Here is a 17,165-nt window from a genome sequence, read left to right on the forward strand (position 1 = left end):
TTTAAGTGGACACGTTTGTATATCAAGCTATAATTATAATTGTTACTTATTCTTCGTGAGGATCAACTGCCATGAATTCTTTTTCCTTTTCTTTGAAAAATTGATAATAAGCTCTGACATTAGACAATTCTGTCCACTTCCTTGGCCTGGTCGGCACAGCATCCAGATCATATATCTTCGCATGATCCAAGCTTAATAAAAACGGTGAATGCGTCGATATGATAAACTGACAGTCATAAAAACGGGCAGATTCTTCGATATAGTGTTTAAGCTTTAACTGATTCTCTGCTGACAGACTATTTTCCGGCTCATCAATCAAATAAACAGCATTTTCCTGTATTTCCTTCTGCCAGAAATCAATGGCGGATTCACCGTTTGACTGTTGGATGAGATTATTATTGACAAGACGTGAACGTATATATTTGGATTGTGTCATTCTTCTGGCATCGCTCTTTCTTTTTAGAATTTCATACTGTTCCAGTGTTTCATCAATATTTACATCATATTTTGAATTGAGATATTCCTCTGATAATTCATCTTTTCTGCGATTGACCCTTGCATTGATAGCTCTGAGATCCAACAAATAGTCAAATACATCGTCACTGGCGATAAATTTGATCTCACTGCATGTTTCCTTATGAAAAAACTCATAGCTGCATTGTGCTACATATTGATCAAATAATTCACCTAATTCTATTTTATTTTTTCTTGATGCTTCTAATTTATCTGCGATGATATTTAAAAGAGTTGTCTTACCGGACCCGTTTCCGCCACAAAAGATCGTTATCGTATCAAAATCAATATCCTCCAATTCTTTTTCAGGGAATATTTTCAAAGGATAGAGGCTATTAAAGATATTTTTCTTCTGACATATCATCCAATATTCTGACATCTCTGGCAATAAATGAAAAGCTTTTAAAAAAATCATAAGATTCTCCTTCATTATCTATAATTATCTTATGCCACTCGTATATTTTTTTCAATATGGTATTTTCTTCCATTTCATATAGAAAAAGACCCGTAAGATAACGGGTCTGATTAGAACAATCCGACAATATGCCCCTCTTCATCAATGTCCATATCAAGTGCTGCCGGATGTTTCGGCAATCCCGGCATCGTCATCACATTACCGGTCAGCGCAACGATGAAGCCGGCACCGATTGATGGACGAAGCTCCCTGACAGTGATCGTAAAATCTTTAGGTGCGCCATAGATTTTTGCGTTATCACTCAATGAAGTCTGACATTTGGCCATACATATCGGCATCTTATCCCAGCCCAGTTCATTATAGATCTTGATCTGCTTCTGTGCTTCTTCCGTAAAGACAACACCCTTGGCACCATATACCTTTTGGGCTATTGTTTCGATCTTGGATTCAATGGAAGCATCAACATCATAGATTGGCGCAAAATCATTGTCCTGTTCACAGATATCCGCCACTTTCTGAGCTAAGTCCAAAGCACCTTCGCCGCCTTTTGCCCATACCTGTGATAAAGACATCGGATGGTTATTTTCTTTGCACCAGTTTTCAAGAGCTTCGATTTCTTTTGGTGTATCACTGGCAAATTCATTGATCGCTACGATATAAGGCAGGTTGAACTGCCGGATCGTATCGATATGTTTCGCAAGGTTCGCACATCCTTCCAGCATCGCTTCCACATTTTCTTCCTTCAGATGATCAAATTCCACACCGCCATGCTGTTTTAAGGCACGTATCGTTGCAACGATGACAACGGCATTTGGTTTCAGATGACCAAAGCGGCACTTGATATCAAGGAATTTTTCAGCTCCTAAATCAGCACCGAAACCTGCCTCGGTAACAACATAATCCCCAAGCTTTAAAGCCAGCTTCGTCGCTAAAAGCGAGTTGCAGCCATGAGCAATATTCGCAAACGGTCCGCCATGAACGATCGCCGGATTATTTTCAAGGGTCTGTACCAGATTCGGTTTGATCGCATCTTTCATGATCAAAGCCAAAGCACCTTCAATTTTTAAATCTTTGACATAGACAGGCTCACCATCATAATTATAAGCAACCAGCATCTTGCCAAGTCTTTCTTTAAGATCCATAAGTGAGCTGGAAAGGCACAGCACGGCCATGACTTCGCTGGCAACCGTAATATTGAAACCGTCTTTTCTTTCAATACCATTGGTCTTCGCACCAAGACCGATTTCAATCTGACGCAGGGTACGGTCATTCATATCCAAGCATCTTTTCCATGTCACTCTTTCAGGATCGATGTTTAATTCATTTCCCTGATAGATATGGTTATCCAGACAAGCACTGATCAGGTTGTTGCAGGTCGTTATGGCATGCATATCTCCTGTAAAGTGTAAGTTTAGATCTTCCATCGGTACGACCTGGGCATAACCGCCTCCGGCAGCACCGCCCTTTAAACCGAATACAGGCCCTAAAGAAGGTTCACGTAAGGCAATCACCGTCTTCTTGCCAAGACGATTCAATCCATCACCTAAACCAACCGTTGTCGTTGATTTACCTTCACCGGCCTTAGTCGGGTTGATAGCAGTAACTAAAATCAGCTTCCCCTCTTTTTTATCCTTGTTCTTTTTAAAAAGATCTAAAGAAAGCTTGGCCTTGTATTTTCCATAATATTCAAGGTCATCTTCCTCAATACCTACTTTTTTCGCTACTTCCTGAATGGGAAGCATCTCTGCTTCCTGAGCGATCTCTAAATCTGTCTTTGCCATTTTACCTCCTCTTCCCTTTATCTGATTCAATTATTCAATGCCGACTCTTTTAAATATCGTATCTACATTTTTTAAATGATGCATCGGGTTAAAGCAATCATCAATTTCTTCCTGACTCAATTGAGCGGTTACTTCCGGATTATTCTCCATCAATTCCTTAAAGCTGATCTTCTCATTCCATGCTTTCATTGCATTTGGCTGTACAAGATCATATGCCTTTTCTCTTGAGAAGCCTTTTTCAATCAGCTTTAACATAAATCTTTGTGAATAGATCACACCATAAGTCTTATTGATATTCGCCTTCATATTATCTTCAAATACCGTCAGGTTATCTAAGATATTACCAAAGCGGTTCAACATATAATCCAAAAGTTCCGTTGCATCCGGAGCAATGATTCTTTCTGCCGAAGAGTGGGAAATATCTCTTTCATGCCACAGCGGTACATCTTCATAAGCAGTCATCATATAACCTCTTAATACTCTTGAACATCCGCAAATGTTTTCTGAACCGATCGGATTACGCTTATGCGGCATGGCACTGCTTCCTTTTTGACCGGGATTAAAATGTTCTTCCACTTCACGCACTTCGGTACGCTGAAGATGTCTGATTTCCGTAGCCATTTTTTCAAGTGATGTACCAATTAATGCCAGTGTTGCGAAATATTCCGCATGACGATCTCTTTGCAGCGTCTGTGTAGAGATCTTCGCTGACTGGATACCTAACTTTTCACACACATAGTCCTGTACAAATGGCGGTGTGTTCGCAAAAGTTCCTACTGCTCCTGAGATCTTGCCCGCTTCGATGTCTTCACAGGCAGCCTTAAAGCGTTTTAAGTTACGTTTCATTTCTTCATACCACAAAGCGAATACCAATCCAAAAGAAGTAATTTCCGCATGTACACCATGAGTTCTTCCGATCATCGGCGTCATCTTATATTGAAGAGCTTTCTTCTTTAAGATCTCCATAAAACGTTCAATATCTTCCAACAGGATCTTATCGGCTTTCTTGTATAAATAACCATAAGCCGTATCAACGACATCCGTGCTAGTCAGACCGTAATGCACCCACTTCTTTTCATCACCCAGTGATTCTGAAACACAGCGGGTAAACGCTACGACGTCATGTCTTGTCTGCTGTTCGATCTCATAAATCCGGTTAATATCAAACTTTGCATTCTTCCAAAGCTTTTCCACATCTTCCTTTGGAATCTCACCTAACTCTGACCACGCTTCACAGGCCAAGAGCTCCACCTTCAGCCAAGCATTAAATTTGCTTTCTTCGCTCCAGATGTCACGCATTTCTTTTCTTGAATATCGATTTAACATATACTCCCACCCTCTTTTATATCTCTTTTATTTTACTTGATTTTAAGCATAAAAACAATGTCCGAAGAACAATTTAACACCGCATTTCAAATAAAAAGAACAAGTTTCCCCGTTCTCTCAAATTCCTCTTAAATCATTTTCTGTAAGATTTTCATATTTTCGATTTTCCGTTATGATTCGTGCCGGCACTCCTGCTGCCACACAGTTTGCGGGAATATCTTTTGTAACGACCGCATTGGCTCCTATGACCGTATTCTCGCCGATATGCACTCCTTCCAAGATTATTGCTCCTGCACCGATAAAACAATTTCTCTCGATAACGACCGGCTGTTCACAATAAGGTTCAATCGTTCCTGCAAGAACTGCATTGGCACCGATATGGCAATTTTCCCTGACAATAGTCCCGCCACCTAAAACAGCCCCCATATCGATCATCGTTCTTTCACCGATGACACAGCCTGTATTAATGATGGCTCCCATCAGGATGACAGCTTCTTTACCGATCACGACACCCTCCCGTATAACTGCCCCATATTCAATACGGGCATTGATCTCTTTTATATCTAAAAGTGATAATGCACTGTTCACACAAATCGTTTCCACATGATAATCATCAATATCATTATCCATCAGCAGCTTTTTGATGCTTTCCCATTCACCGACAGCCGTATAGGCATAGCTTTTCAGACCATGAATCTTTTCATTAAGATAAACTCTGACAAATGTCTTTTTCTTATTTTTCTTGATCTTTTGAATGATATTCATATCTCTTGTACGAAACGGCTCATCACTTTCATTTCAATTTCATCACTCATGTCCACAAAACACACGCCTCCTTCATTTAAGATATTGACCTGTGAATCGCATAATCCATTCACATAACAATAATAGCTGCTGGCAATATTACCGCTGCCACACGATAATGTAAACCCGACTCCCCGCTCATATGTCCTTACTTCGATACAGCTTTGACTTAAGATACGAACATAAGAAATATTACAATCAAATCGTTTGCATAACTGGGCGGCGTTTTCCATATCTTCATCTAAAAGAATCATATGCTCATTTCCAACATCGACAAAATTACGATAAATATTCGGAATCTTGACCGTCACAACACTTATGAACGGTTCTTTTTGAAGGATCTCACACTTATAGATCTCATTTTGAACCACAAGGGCAAACACATCATACTTCTCACTTTCATCATAGAGATAATGTGCAAAACAATGCAGCCCATTGACACATAACAAAGCTTCACTGCCATCGGCATTATAGATGCTCATACGATGTGAAAATATTTTTAAATAACCATCACATGCATACTTCTCACACATTTGAACGACATCGATCTCTTCACTTCCTAAGATAAAACGATTCCCATTGGCCTCATAAATCTTCATAACTTTCTCACAAACGCTTCCAAGCGATCACATCCTTCTTTACATTTTTCTAAGTCTATGCAGCAGGACATCCGGATATGATGTTCATAATAGAAATATTTCCCGGGTAATACTGCTATCTGTACCTCTTCAAGCATACGGTACGCAAATTCTTCACTTGACAAATGAAAAGGTTTGATTGAAAAAAAGATATAATAAGGGCCTTCTGTTTCAATAACATCGATACCCATATCTATCAATCTCCGGAAAATGTATCTTTTCTGCTCATCATAACTTACAAAAGGAGAATGTAAGGCAGTCAGGGCACTTTTCTGGGTAAAAACCGGCAGACAGCTTTGTATCAGCTGATGAAGCTTCACGATTTCTTTCATTTTATTTAAAGGAGCACAAATATAACCCACACGGAAACCACACATGAGCGAGCTTTTTGAAAAACTATGAATTTGAATGATACTTTCATGTAATTGGGGATGATATAAGGTAGGATAAGAACCACATTCAAAATAGGTCGCATCCCATATCAGCAGCAAATCATATTCCTTGCATATTTTATGAAGGATCTGGATTGATTTTTGATTGAGCACGCTGCCACTTGGATTATGAGGATGATTGATCAGCAGTGCTTTTGTATTTTCTTTTATGGCAGCCCGAAGGAAATCTTCACTGATCTGAAATTCATCATCAAATATAAATGTTTGCAGATCAAGATCAAACAAGATGCACAACGATATATAAGAAGGATAGGCAGGAATTCCTACAAGCAAACCATCACCTTTTTCAAACAAGGTCATCATGACTTCAAAAAGGCCTTGGGTAGCACCACTCGTAATACAGATTTCCTGTATATCATAAAACATTTCTTTTAAGCACAAAAGCTCTCTAAGCTCATATAAGCCCTGACTTTCACTATAATGAGTTTCATTATGATCAAGCGACCGTATGGCAGCTTCTTTGATATCCTCATTCACATTTTCATGAGCATCACCTAATGTGAAATCAATGACACCTTCTGTTTTTTTAACTTTTTCATGAAAGATCCTTAAACGGCTTGTTGTTATTTTAAATAGCTGCGGATTCATATTCACCTCAGCTAAATTTATGCTTATCCATCTAAAAAAATGAATAGATTTCTCTATTCACATAATTCAAAATGCAAATTTTCATTATCGATTGAAGGCATATCTTTAAAATGAAGATAATCCATCATCTTCTGCTCATTCATGATGATCGGCGTCCTTGAATGAATCTGTTTCATCTGGTTTTCTGATTCACCGGTAATGATCACAAATTCATTATTTTCATTATAAAGACCTGCAAAGTAAATATAGGGCTCATTTTCTTTCGTAATATAGATCTTTTTCTTATGATTCCACTCATAAAATCCATTAGCGATAACAGCACACCGGTTATGAAGGATCCTTTTATAAGTAATGCGTTCATGTAAGGTTTCTATGCGTGCATTGATCAAAAGTGAACGGCCGGAAATACCCCATTTCTTTACAGTCGCATCGATTCCTTCTTTCTTAGGCACCAGTACGATGGCATTTTGTGAAGGAAAGATCTCATTTGTGGCATATTCAAATGACTGGGTTTCTTTCAGACTTTCTTTAATTTTTCTGGCAATTTCTGAATCATCGAGCTTTATAAAATATCTTCCGCACATATCATTTCCTCTTATTTTATTCCATATTTTTTTAAGATATTGATGATCACATTATTCGTAACTTTTTGGGCACTGATTTCACGATAGCGGTACTGCCTTGTCTGTGCATTCTCCTGCATTTCTTTCATCTGCCTGCTGATTTCTTCTTGCTGATGAATGAGATCAAAATAAAAATCTTCAAACAACGAAAGTCTTTCCAAGGCTTCTTCTATATTATTTACTTCAATTCCTGTTTCATTCTTTTTTGTTATTCTTTCCATATGATCACCCTCTTCATTATACATGAAACAGGCAATGAATCAAAACTCCATTGCCTGTTTATTTAGAAATTTGTTTTTTATGATATTCTCTATCCGTCTTTTTCACCATATATTTCTCAAACATCTTAGGTAATATCTGCCAATTGAGATAACAGATGATTCCCGGCATCATGACAAGAAATTCCGGCAGCAAAAAGAAAGCGGAAATAGGAAGACCAATCGTTAAAATTGCAATGCACAAAGCCTGCAGAAAACATGTCATGGATAAGTCAAAAGCTTCTGAAATGATTTCTTTCAGCTTAGCATGCGGTTTTCTGGACAGTATGATGAATACCATATTAAACTCAAATACGATCAACGTTGATAATGTGGCCAATACAGCCGCTCCCAATGCATCAAAGGTTGAACTGCCTGTCCAGTAATAAATCAGATCGAGAGCAAGCAATAAAAACACCACAAGATGTATCAGCCAGATAATCGTTGCTTTTTTGAAGCACTTTTTAAATTCATGAAAATAGTCCTTAAGAATATTTACTTTTATCCCTGTAACATACCTGCCCATTAACATATTCAAGGTCGTGCTGCTGGCACCGATCGTAATAATAGGCAGGCTGGTGAGAAGCCAAAGCGTTCCCATCAGGATGATATCCATAAATCTTAATGTCCATTTCCAAAAAAGTGAATCGGCAGTTGTATTCATTATACGCTCAATACTTCCAGTGAACCCAACGTGATCATCTTTGTTGATTTAGCATCAAACAATACATAGCGATCCCCTGAAAAACCAAAATGAATGATCGAATCCATCGCAAAGTCAATGCTTCCAAAGGCAACAGCCGAGAATGTCACATCATTCACAGCTAATGAAAGTGTCGTTTCCATACCACTTGGCAATGATGAAATAACTCTTCCTTCAATAGAACCTTTCTCATCTACGACGACAAATTCCGGACGAATACCTAAGACATATTCACCGTCACTTAAATCAACCGGATGATTCGGTGTAAAACGTACTGCAAAGTGTTTACAATTTAAATCAATACCCTTTTCATGTGCTTTTCCATGACACTGGATAAAATTCATGGAAGGATTACCCATAAAGTCTGCACAGAAGAGATTTGCCGGTTCGCCGTACAATTCCAATGGCGGACAATACTGTTGAACAACGCCCTCTTTCATTAGACATACCTTAGAGCTCAAGGTCATGGCTTCTGATTGATCATGGGTAACATAAACAAAGGTTGCCTTTGTTGTCATATGCAAACGTTTCAATTCCGCACGCATATCATTACGCAGCTTAGCATCCAAATTTGACAATGGTTCATCCATCAATAAAATTCTTGGATTCGGTGCTAAGGTTCTTGCGATAGCGACACGTTGCTGCTGACCTCCGGAAAGCTCAGCAGGATAACGATTCATATATTCTTTGATACGCATCGTTTCGCAGATTTCATTGACACGGGCATCAATTTTAGCTTTTTCCCATTTCATATTTTCAAGACCGAATGAAATATTCTTATATACGGTCATATGTGGCCATAAGGCATAATTTTGAAACAAGAAACCGACATTTCTTTTATCCGGTGAAAGATTGACACCTTTTTCTTCTGAAAAAACCAGTTCACCATCAATATAGATTTCACCCTCTGTCGGCGTTTCCAAACCGGCGATCATACGCAGCGTCGTTGTTTTTCCACAGCCACTCGGTCCTAATAAAGAAACAAATTCACCGTCTTTGATTTCCAGATCCATCTGATTGACAGCAATCGAATCTTTTCCGAATTTCTTTGTGATATTCTCTAATCGTATCGTTGGCATATTAGTTACTTCCTCCTACTCCTTTTTCGATTGACGCACCCGTCAGCTTTTCAACACCAAAATTGACAAGCAGTACAACAAATATAATCAAAAGATTGATTGCATTGGAATACTGATCCCATCCTTTTTCATCATACATGAACAAGAGTGTCGTCAGCACACGATTATTTGCTGTAACTAAGATAACATATAAGCTTAGTTCACGCATACTTGAAACAAATGGCAATAGATATCCCGAAACGATCGTTGACTTTTCAATAGGAACAATAATACGGGTCATACGCTTGATCCATGGAATACCTTGGATGATACCGGCTTCTTCGATTTCCGGAGAAAGCTGCAGCATCGAATTGACACCTGATCTGGAAGCCATCGGCAAATACTTCACCGTACCGATCAAAGCCAGGATTGCAAATGTTCCATACAATGAAGGAATGATACCGTGGCTCTGGGAGAACATTGACAGATAGATAGCTGCAAATGCCATTGATGGAATCAGGTATGGAATAAATGTGAGATTCTCAACAATACGGCTCAGCTTGCTTCCTCTTCTTCTTACGATCGAATATCCTGCAAGGAAGCCGAAAGTTCCGGCACCGACAGCTACGATCGCTGATAGTTTGATACTATTGAAAAGTGTTTTCCATACATCGCTGTTGATCAGGATACCGGCTTTATCCATGATATCATTGCCACCCTTTGAAATACCGATCCAGAAATCCAACGTCATATTTGCAAGCGAATAATCACCTTTCACGATGATCACTGATTGAAGCATGAATGATATCATCGGTATGACAGACATACATAATACGACAACTCCTGCCAGAATGGAAATGATATTGCGGGCCTTCTTAAGATGGAACACGGATACATTGGCACTCTTTCCGGTAACCGTCGCATAAGATTTACGCTTACCGATCAGCAATTGATTACCGATCATGATCAAAACGCTGATAATGATCATCAGGATCGCAATGATATAACCAACACCCGGATTCGTTCCCTGTAAAGCCGCATATAATTCTGTCGTCAATACATAATAACGAACCGGAAGACCTAAAAACTGTGGTACGGCAAATGAGCTCATCGCACTTGAGAATACCAAGATGATCGTACTCATGACTGCCGGCATGACCATCGGGATCGTAATGCGTGCAAACATACGCAAACGATTTGTTTTCAAGATTACAGCCGCTTCTTCAAGATTGGCATCCATATTTCTTAATACACCGCCAATCAGAATATAGGCAAACGGTGCATAATGCAATCCGGTCACCAAAATGATCGGAAATGCTCCATAGGCGAACCAGTTCGCCGTTTCAATTCCGGTAGCGGCCGTAAAGATTCCCATCGCACCGCCAACCGCAGTATTCTTAAAGAAATTCTTCCAAGCAAGCGCTAATGTCCAGCTAGGCATGATATAAGGGAAAATGAACAATTTCGTCATGACCTTTTTCCATCTCATATCTGTACGAGTTACCAGCCAAGCAAAGCCTCCGCCGATCAGCACGGATACGATACATGAGAAAACAGCACATATCAAGCTGTGCATGAGTGGTTCATACAGCAATGAATTACTATACTGACTAACAAAAAGCCGATTCCAGTGATAAAGCGTAAAGGATCCTACCGCCTGATGAACACGTGATTTTTCAGCCGAATGGACAACAAACGTGTCTTTAACGATAGAAAATAAAGGAACAACCACTAAATAGGCTAATACTACTAAAAATATCAGCAACAGGACATTATAAGGCTTACTGAAAAAAGTTTTTAAATGATTTAATTTCTTTTTCATATCTTACCTCTCTAAAAAAGACAAGGGCAGCAGTGTATCACCACAGCCCTTCTCTATGATTCAAAACTACTTGATCAAATTAATAAAATCTTCTACATCTGCACGATGTTCAGCAGCATATTCAGGATCTTCAACGATCAGGATATCTTTCCAAACAGATAATTCCTGGTCACCATCAGCAACTGCCAGGCTTGTATTAGCACTGTAGTCACCCTGACGTCCTGTCATACCAACATAAACAGAACCATCGTTCAATGTTGTTTCACCATCACCAAACCAGCCATCTTCAGTATATAGCCAGCAAAGGAATGCTTTTGCCATTTCAGGATTGTCGGCATTTGATGTCAGCAGTCCATAGATCGGATAAATAAATCCTGCAAATGGAGTTACATCAGAAGTATATCCTAACTTGTAACCAATCTCTAAGTTCTTTACATATTTATTCAATGTAATCAGACCTGACCATGGTTTTGTCTGTCCTTCAGCACCGATAGACTGTGCCATATCACCATCAGAAGTACCAACAACCAAACCGTTATTATAAAGCATCTTGATCCACTGATAACCTGCATTCGGACAATCATCATCTAATACAAGATCTTCACCATAGTATTCCTTATAAGCTTCTTCAAGCAAAGCTGCATTTTCATCAGAAGTAACTACTGTCAGGAAGTCCATATTAACACCTTCGGTAAAAGGATCCTTCATCATGACAGTTCCGGCATATTTCTCATCCGTTACATACCAGATATTATTAATTTCATCTTCAGCTACATTATCAGTATTATAAATGAATACTTTATTACAGTAATCCCAAACCAGCAACGGCTCTGCCTGTTCTTCACCTACAGCATCATAGATCTCTTGATTATACCAGTTAACTACATATCCTTCGTCTACTAAATCAGTAAGAACACGAGCACCATCCTGAATAAAGATGATATCGGCTCCGGCTGCCCCTGTCGAAACCTCAGTTGCTACCTGAGTGATCTGATCTGTATCCCCGATCTGTGTACATTCAAATTCAACATCCAGATCAAATTTGTTTTTGAATGCTTCACAAGCACTGACTACAACGGAATGAGTGGAATAAACCGTAACCTTTTTACCGTTTTCCTTGCCAGCTTCCAACAATTCTTCAAAAGTTGTCTGGTCGATTTCCCCTGTTTCATTCGTATCATCCGTAGGGGTGTCATCTGTTGTCGAGCTGCATCCTGTTGCCATACCTAAGCATAAGCACAGGCTGCAGAACATTGTAAGAAATTTTTTCACTTATATGCCTCCTTTTTTCTTGTGAAATCCCTTTCATCTAATATAATAACTCATTTTTTTAAATAAAATTAAATTTTTTTACCATATTATTACTTACTTTTTTTATTTATTTAACATAAACATTACATAAATTTTACATTATAACCAAAAAAAGAAGCCTTTTTTTGGCTTCTTTAAGACAACTTCTTTAACTATTTAAAATCATCTTTCAGCACGACGTCATGTGCGCTTCCTTCCTGGATAGATACATTGGAAGCTAATGTTAAACGTGCTGTTTCATAAAATTCTTTAATAGTTAATGCGCCACAGTTACACATCGTTGATTTAATTTTATGTAATGTGATCGATACACCATCATCTAATTTACCGGCATAAGGCACATAAGAATCAACACCTTCTTCAAATGTCAGTTCCTGTTTACCTCCAAGGTCATAACGTGCCCAGTTTCTAGCACGATTACTTCCTTCTCCCCAGTATTCTTTCATATAACCTTTGCTTGTTTTTACTTTAGCTGTTGGCGACTCATCAAATCTAGCAAAATATCTTCCTAGCATGACAAAGTCTGCACCCATCGCTAATGCTAAAGTAATATGATAATCATGTACGATACCACCATCAGAACAGATAGGTACATAGACACCTGTCTCTTCAAAATATTCATCTCTGGCCTTTGCGACATCCATAACAGCACTTGCTTGACCACGGCCAATTCCTTTGGCTTCACGAGTAATACAAATGGAACCGCCTCCGATACCGATCTTTACAAAGTCAGCTCCAGCATCTGCAAGATATCTGAATCCTTCTCCATCAACAACATTTCCGGCACCAATCTTTACAGTATCCCCATAATGCTCTCTTACCCATTTAATTGTGTCATACTGCCATTCAGAGAAACCTTCACTTGAATCGATGCAGACAACATCTACCCCTGCTTCAACAAGTGCAGGAACACGCTGTGCATAATCTCTTGAATTAATACCAGCACCAACAATATAACGTTTTTCACTATCAAGCAATGCATCTGTATTTTCTTTATCACTTGAATAGTCTTTTCTGAATACCATATATTTTAAATGCTGTTCTTTATCAACGATCGGCAAAGAATTCAGTTTCTTTTCCCAAATCAAATCATTTGCTTCTGTAAGTGTCATACCATCATGCCCCACTACCAAATCCTGATATTTTGTCATGAAGTCTTTTACTTTTTTATCCAACGAATCTCGTGTTGTACGATAATCTCGGCTTGTTACGATTCCTAACAATTTTCCATTCGGTGTACCATCCTCGGTAACCGCCATTGTTGAATGACCTGTTTTAGCTAACAAATCTAATACATCTTTTAATGTATTCTCAGGTGTGATATTAGAATCGCTAATAACAAAACCTGCTTTATAATTCTTAACACGTCGTACCATTTCAGCCTGCTGTTCGATCGTCTGTGAACCATAGATAAAAGCACAGCCGCCTTTTTTCGCCAAAGCAACAGCCATCTTATCATCTGATACTGACTGCATGATGGCACTTACCATCGGAATGTTTAAACTAAGTGCTGGTTGTTCTCCTTTTTTAAACTTCACCAGCGGTGTTTTTAAATCCACATTTGCAACGATATTCTTTTTGGTGGTTAAATTGGGAATTAAAAGATATTCACCAAACGTATGAGATAAACCTTCTAAAACTTTCGCCATAAAATTGTACCTCTCTTCCTTGTATTATCTGTAAAATTATCACAAATCCCTTTAAAAATCAATCAAATTTTCTACTTTTACGATAAAGCCTTATATTATTTTTCACCATAAAAGAAAAAAGGCATTTTCATGCCTTTTCATTTTAGTAGTTATCGCTTGCTTTTGCAAATACTGCCTGAGGATATCCACAAACAGGACATACACCAGGAGCAACTTCATTTTCTACACGGTAACCGCAGATACCACACTGCCATACTACTTTTTCATCTTTCTTAAACACTTTGCTATTTTCAACATTTGCAAGCAATGCTAAGTATCTTTCTTCATGAGCTTTTTCGATCTTAGCTACTGCTTCAAACTGGAATGCTAATTTATTGAAACCTTCTTCTTTAGCTTCTTTAGCAAACTTAGCATACATATCTGTCCACTCATAGTTTTCACCAGCTGCAGCATCTTTTAAGTTTTCATCAGTTTCAGGAATGTTATCTCCATGTAGTGCTTTAAACCACAATTTAGCATGTTCCTGTTCATTTCTAGCTGTTTCTAAGAATAATTCAGCAATCTGATTTAAACCTTGTTCTTTTGCTTTTTCGGCATAGTATGTGTATTTATTTCTAGCCTGAGATTCACCAGCAAATGCGCTCATTAAATTTTGTTCTGTTTTTGATCCTTTTAGTTCCATTGTTAACTTCCTTTCTGTAGACTTTTGTCTTATACATCACCAGTATAATCTTTTCTTACTTTTTTGTCAATCAGTATTTTATTTTTTCTTTAATAATAGACTCATTTTGATAATCATTATCATTTTTTAAGAATTCTCATTGCATTGATGACTGCTATGATGCTCACGCCTACATCAGCAAATACGCCTAACCACATATTTGCATATCCAAAGATGCTTAACCCTAAAATGATAGCTTTTATACCTAAAATAAAGACAATGTTTTCATTCATGATCTTCTGCGTAAATCTTGCTAGATCAATTCCCTGACTCAAAGAGCTTAAATTATCCTTCATCAATACCAGATCACTGGCTTCTACAGCAGCTTCACTTCCAAGTCCGCCCATAGCTATACCTAGATCGCTTCTTGCTAATACAGGTGCATCATTGATACCGTCGCCAACATAGGCTACCTTACCAGATGCTGATTTTAAGATCTTCTCCAGCTCCTCTACCTTATCTGTTGGTAACAGTTCATAGTGAACCTCATCAATACCACACTCATTGGCAATGGCTTGTGCCGTTTTCTGCCGGTCCCCTGTCAGCATGACAAGTTTTTTAATACCCTTTTCTTTTAAGCTTCTCAAAGATTCGATCGTATTTGGCTTTAATGTATCACTAATTTCAATCGTACCAACATACTTTGAATCATAAGCAATATAGACAAGTGTTCCAGTTGACGCTTCTTCTTTACAAGCAACATGGAAACGATCCATTAACTTTTTATTTCCTGCAAGTAATATCTTACCCTGATATTCCCCTTTTATGCCATGTCCTGCAATTTCTTCAACATTTCTAAATTCATTTTTATCCACTTCTTTTCCATATTCTTTTTGAATAGAAAGAGCAATCGGATGCGTTGAATAGCTTTCCGCAATTGCTGCTAAACGTAAACATTCATCAGCTTTTTCACTATAAATATTTGTTACTTCAAAAGAACCATTTGTTAATGTTCCTGTCTTATCAAAGACGATCGTATCGATCTGACTTAAAACTTCCAGATAATTTCCACCCTTTACTAATATTCCTTTTTTACTAGCACTTCCGATACCCGCAAAATATCCTAACGGAATAGAAAGAACAAGGGCACATGGACATGAGATGACAAGGAAGGTACATGCACGAAGCAGCCATTCCTGCCAGCCGATCTGAGTTTGAAAGAAGTTAGGAACGATTGCTAAAACCAAGGCTGCAATAACAACAATAGGTGTATACACTCTTGCAAAACGAGTCATTTTCAGCTCTGTTCTTGCTTTTTTACTGGAAGCATTTTCTACCATATCTAAAATTCTGCTGACCGTTGATTCACTTAATTCATGTGTCACTCTCATTTCAATGACCCCCTGCAAATTGATGCAGCCTGCCAACACTTCATCTCCTAAGCTAACTTCTCTTGGCAGTGATTCACCTGTCAATGCACTTGTATCTAAGGTTGTTGTCCCTTGACAAACAACTCCATCTAACGGAACTCTTTCTCCAGGCTGCACGACGATGATATCTTTAATCTTAATTTCTTCAGGGTCTACATCACTTATTTGTTCATTAGTTTTTAAATGAGCAATTTCTGCTTTGATATTCATTAAATCAGCAATTGAATTTCTTGATCTTTCAACTGCTTTATTTTGAAAATATTCACCCAGCTGATAAAACAGCATAACGGCTACTGCTTCTAAATATTCACCGACAACAAGGGCACCGATGGTTGCAATCAGCATTAAGAAATTTTCATCAAATATTTCACCACGCCGAATATTTTTCAACGCCTTTACGATGACGCTATAGCCAATCATAATGTAAGAAAGGATAATTCCTATCTGCCAATCAAATTGTAAACTTAAAACAAATACGACAATCCCTGTACCCAAAATATAAGCCTGATAATTCTTCTTTTTCTCTTTTTTCTCATTTCCTTCAATGATTTCAACTTCTTCTGCATCAAGAATTGCTTTTCTGACTTTTTCTTTGATATGATTTTCATCAGCATTTTTTTTCACATAAAACAGTAATGTTTTTGTAGTGAAATTCAACGAAGCGTATGCAACTCCTTCCACCTCATTTACGGCATCTTCAACTTTCATGGCACAATTAGCACAATCTAACCCTTCAATTTTCCATTTCAATTTTTTTAAGTCTTTACCTGCCGGCTGAACTCGCATAACTTCTTTACGATGTTCATGATGATCATGATTACAACATTCGTGTTCATGATGATGCTCATGTTTACAGCAACTATGGTCATGGCGGTGTTCATGTTCACATGTACAAGCTTTTTCATGATGTATATGACCATCTTTTTTTACGACATGAACTTCTTCTAAATCTTCAATTAAATGAATAAGTTCTTTTTCTATATCTTCTGTATATGATTTATAGTGAATCGTGCATCCTAATGTTGCAGCATTCACACTGGCATTTTCCACATCTTCATGCTTATTTAACGCTCTTTCAATTTTCATAGCACAATTTGGACAATCCAGCCCTTCAAGAATATATTTCTTTTCCAT

At 38.1% G+C, this 17,165-nt stretch carries 15 protein-coding genes; all 15 read right to left on the bottom strand.

Going from position 1 to position 17,165, the window contains the following annotated elements; translation table 11 throughout:
* Positions 1 to 46: 46 nt before the first annotated feature.
* The 15 genes from ACZYT3_RS05745 to ACZYT3_RS05815 all read right to left on the bottom strand — a co-directional run bounded on the left by ACZYT3_RS05745 (position 47) and on the right by ACZYT3_RS05815 (position 17,165).
* Positions 47 to 928 carry an AAA family ATPase gene (locus ACZYT3_RS05745; RefSeq protein ID WP_464088001.1) on the bottom strand — a complete coding sequence of 294 codons (882 nt, stop codon included), beginning with the start codon at positions 926 to 928 and terminating at the stop codon, positions 47 to 49.
* Between the two features lie 110 nt (positions 929 to 1,038).
* Entirely contained in the window at positions 1,039 to 2,709 is a 1,671-nt protein-coding gene (locus ACZYT3_RS05750) for a formate--tetrahydrofolate ligase (protein ID WP_464088002.1), read from the bottom strand.
* Between the two features lie 30 nt (positions 2,710 to 2,739).
* Positions 2,740 to 4,035: an adenylosuccinate lyase gene (gene purB / locus ACZYT3_RS05755; protein ID WP_464088003.1), complete on the bottom strand. Its 1,296-nt coding sequence runs from the start codon at positions 4,033 to 4,035 to the stop codon at positions 2,740 to 2,742.
* Positions 4,036 to 4,152: 117 nt separating this feature from the next.
* Positions 4,153 to 4,800 (bottom strand): DapH/DapD/GlmU-related protein, encoded by a 648-nt coding sequence (locus ACZYT3_RS05760; RefSeq protein ID WP_464088004.1) that lies wholly within the window; start codon positions 4,798 to 4,800, stop codon positions 4,153 to 4,155.
* Entirely contained in the window at positions 4,797 to 5,438 is a 642-nt protein-coding gene (locus ACZYT3_RS05765) for a diaminopimelate epimerase (RefSeq protein ID WP_464088005.1), read from the bottom strand. Before ACZYT3_RS05765 ends, ACZYT3_RS05760 begins: the two co-directional genes overlap by 4 nt.
* Complete coding sequence (locus ACZYT3_RS05770) at positions 5,435 to 6,517, bottom strand: pyridoxal phosphate-dependent aminotransferase (protein WP_464088006.1); 1,083 nt, start codon at positions 6,515 to 6,517, stop codon at positions 5,435 to 5,437. The genes ACZYT3_RS05765 and ACZYT3_RS05770 overlap by 4 nt, the downstream gene beginning before the upstream one ends.
* Before the next feature lie 53 nt (positions 6,518 to 6,570).
* Entirely contained in the window at positions 6,571 to 7,101 is a 531-nt protein-coding gene (locus tag ACZYT3_RS05775; protein WP_464088007.1) for an SOS response-associated peptidase family protein, read from the bottom strand.
* Positions 7,102 to 7,112: 11 nt separating this feature from the next.
* The gene (locus ACZYT3_RS05780; protein ID WP_294560866.1) at positions 7,113 to 7,361 is read right to left on the bottom strand and encodes a hypothetical protein; all 249 of its coding nucleotides are present in this window, start codon (positions 7,359 to 7,361) and stop codon (positions 7,113 to 7,115) included.
* A gap of 58 nt (positions 7,362 to 7,419) precedes the next feature.
* Positions 7,420 to 8,061: a YesL family protein gene (locus ACZYT3_RS05785; RefSeq protein WP_294560867.1), complete on the bottom strand. Its 642-nt coding sequence runs from the start codon at positions 8,059 to 8,061 to the stop codon at positions 7,420 to 7,422.
* Positions 8,061 to 9,179 carry an ABC transporter ATP-binding protein gene (locus ACZYT3_RS05790; RefSeq protein WP_071440970.1) on the bottom strand — a complete coding sequence of 373 codons (1,119 nt, stop codon included), beginning with the start codon at positions 9,177 to 9,179 and terminating at the stop codon, positions 8,061 to 8,063. The genes ACZYT3_RS05785 and ACZYT3_RS05790 overlap by 1 nt, the downstream gene beginning before the upstream one ends.
* Before the next feature lies 1 nt (position 9,180).
* Positions 9,181 to 10,980, bottom strand: coding sequence for an ABC transporter permease (locus ACZYT3_RS05795; RefSeq protein ID WP_464088008.1), 1,800 nt, complete (start codon positions 10,978 to 10,980; stop codon positions 9,181 to 9,183).
* Positions 10,981 to 11,046: 66 nt separating this feature from the next.
* Positions 11,047 to 12,252 carry an ABC transporter substrate-binding protein gene (locus ACZYT3_RS05800; RefSeq protein ID WP_464088009.1) on the bottom strand — a complete coding sequence of 402 codons (1,206 nt, stop codon included), beginning with the start codon at positions 12,250 to 12,252 and terminating at the stop codon, positions 11,047 to 11,049.
* A gap of 191 nt (positions 12,253 to 12,443) precedes the next feature.
* Complete coding sequence (locus tag ACZYT3_RS05805) at positions 12,444 to 13,940, bottom strand: IMP dehydrogenase (protein WP_071440973.1); 1,497 nt, start codon at positions 13,938 to 13,940, stop codon at positions 12,444 to 12,446.
* A gap of 142 nt (positions 13,941 to 14,082) precedes the next feature.
* Complete coding sequence (rbr, locus tag ACZYT3_RS05810) at positions 14,083 to 14,622, bottom strand: rubrerythrin (protein ID WP_273400223.1); 540 nt, start codon at positions 14,620 to 14,622, stop codon at positions 14,083 to 14,085.
* A gap of 119 nt (positions 14,623 to 14,741) precedes the next feature.
* Positions 14,742 to 17,165, bottom strand: coding sequence for a heavy metal translocating P-type ATPase (locus ACZYT3_RS05815; RefSeq protein WP_464088010.1), 2,424 nt, complete (start codon positions 17,163 to 17,165; stop codon positions 14,742 to 14,744).

This window comes from Traorella sp. mt218, from assembly GCF_055420025.1.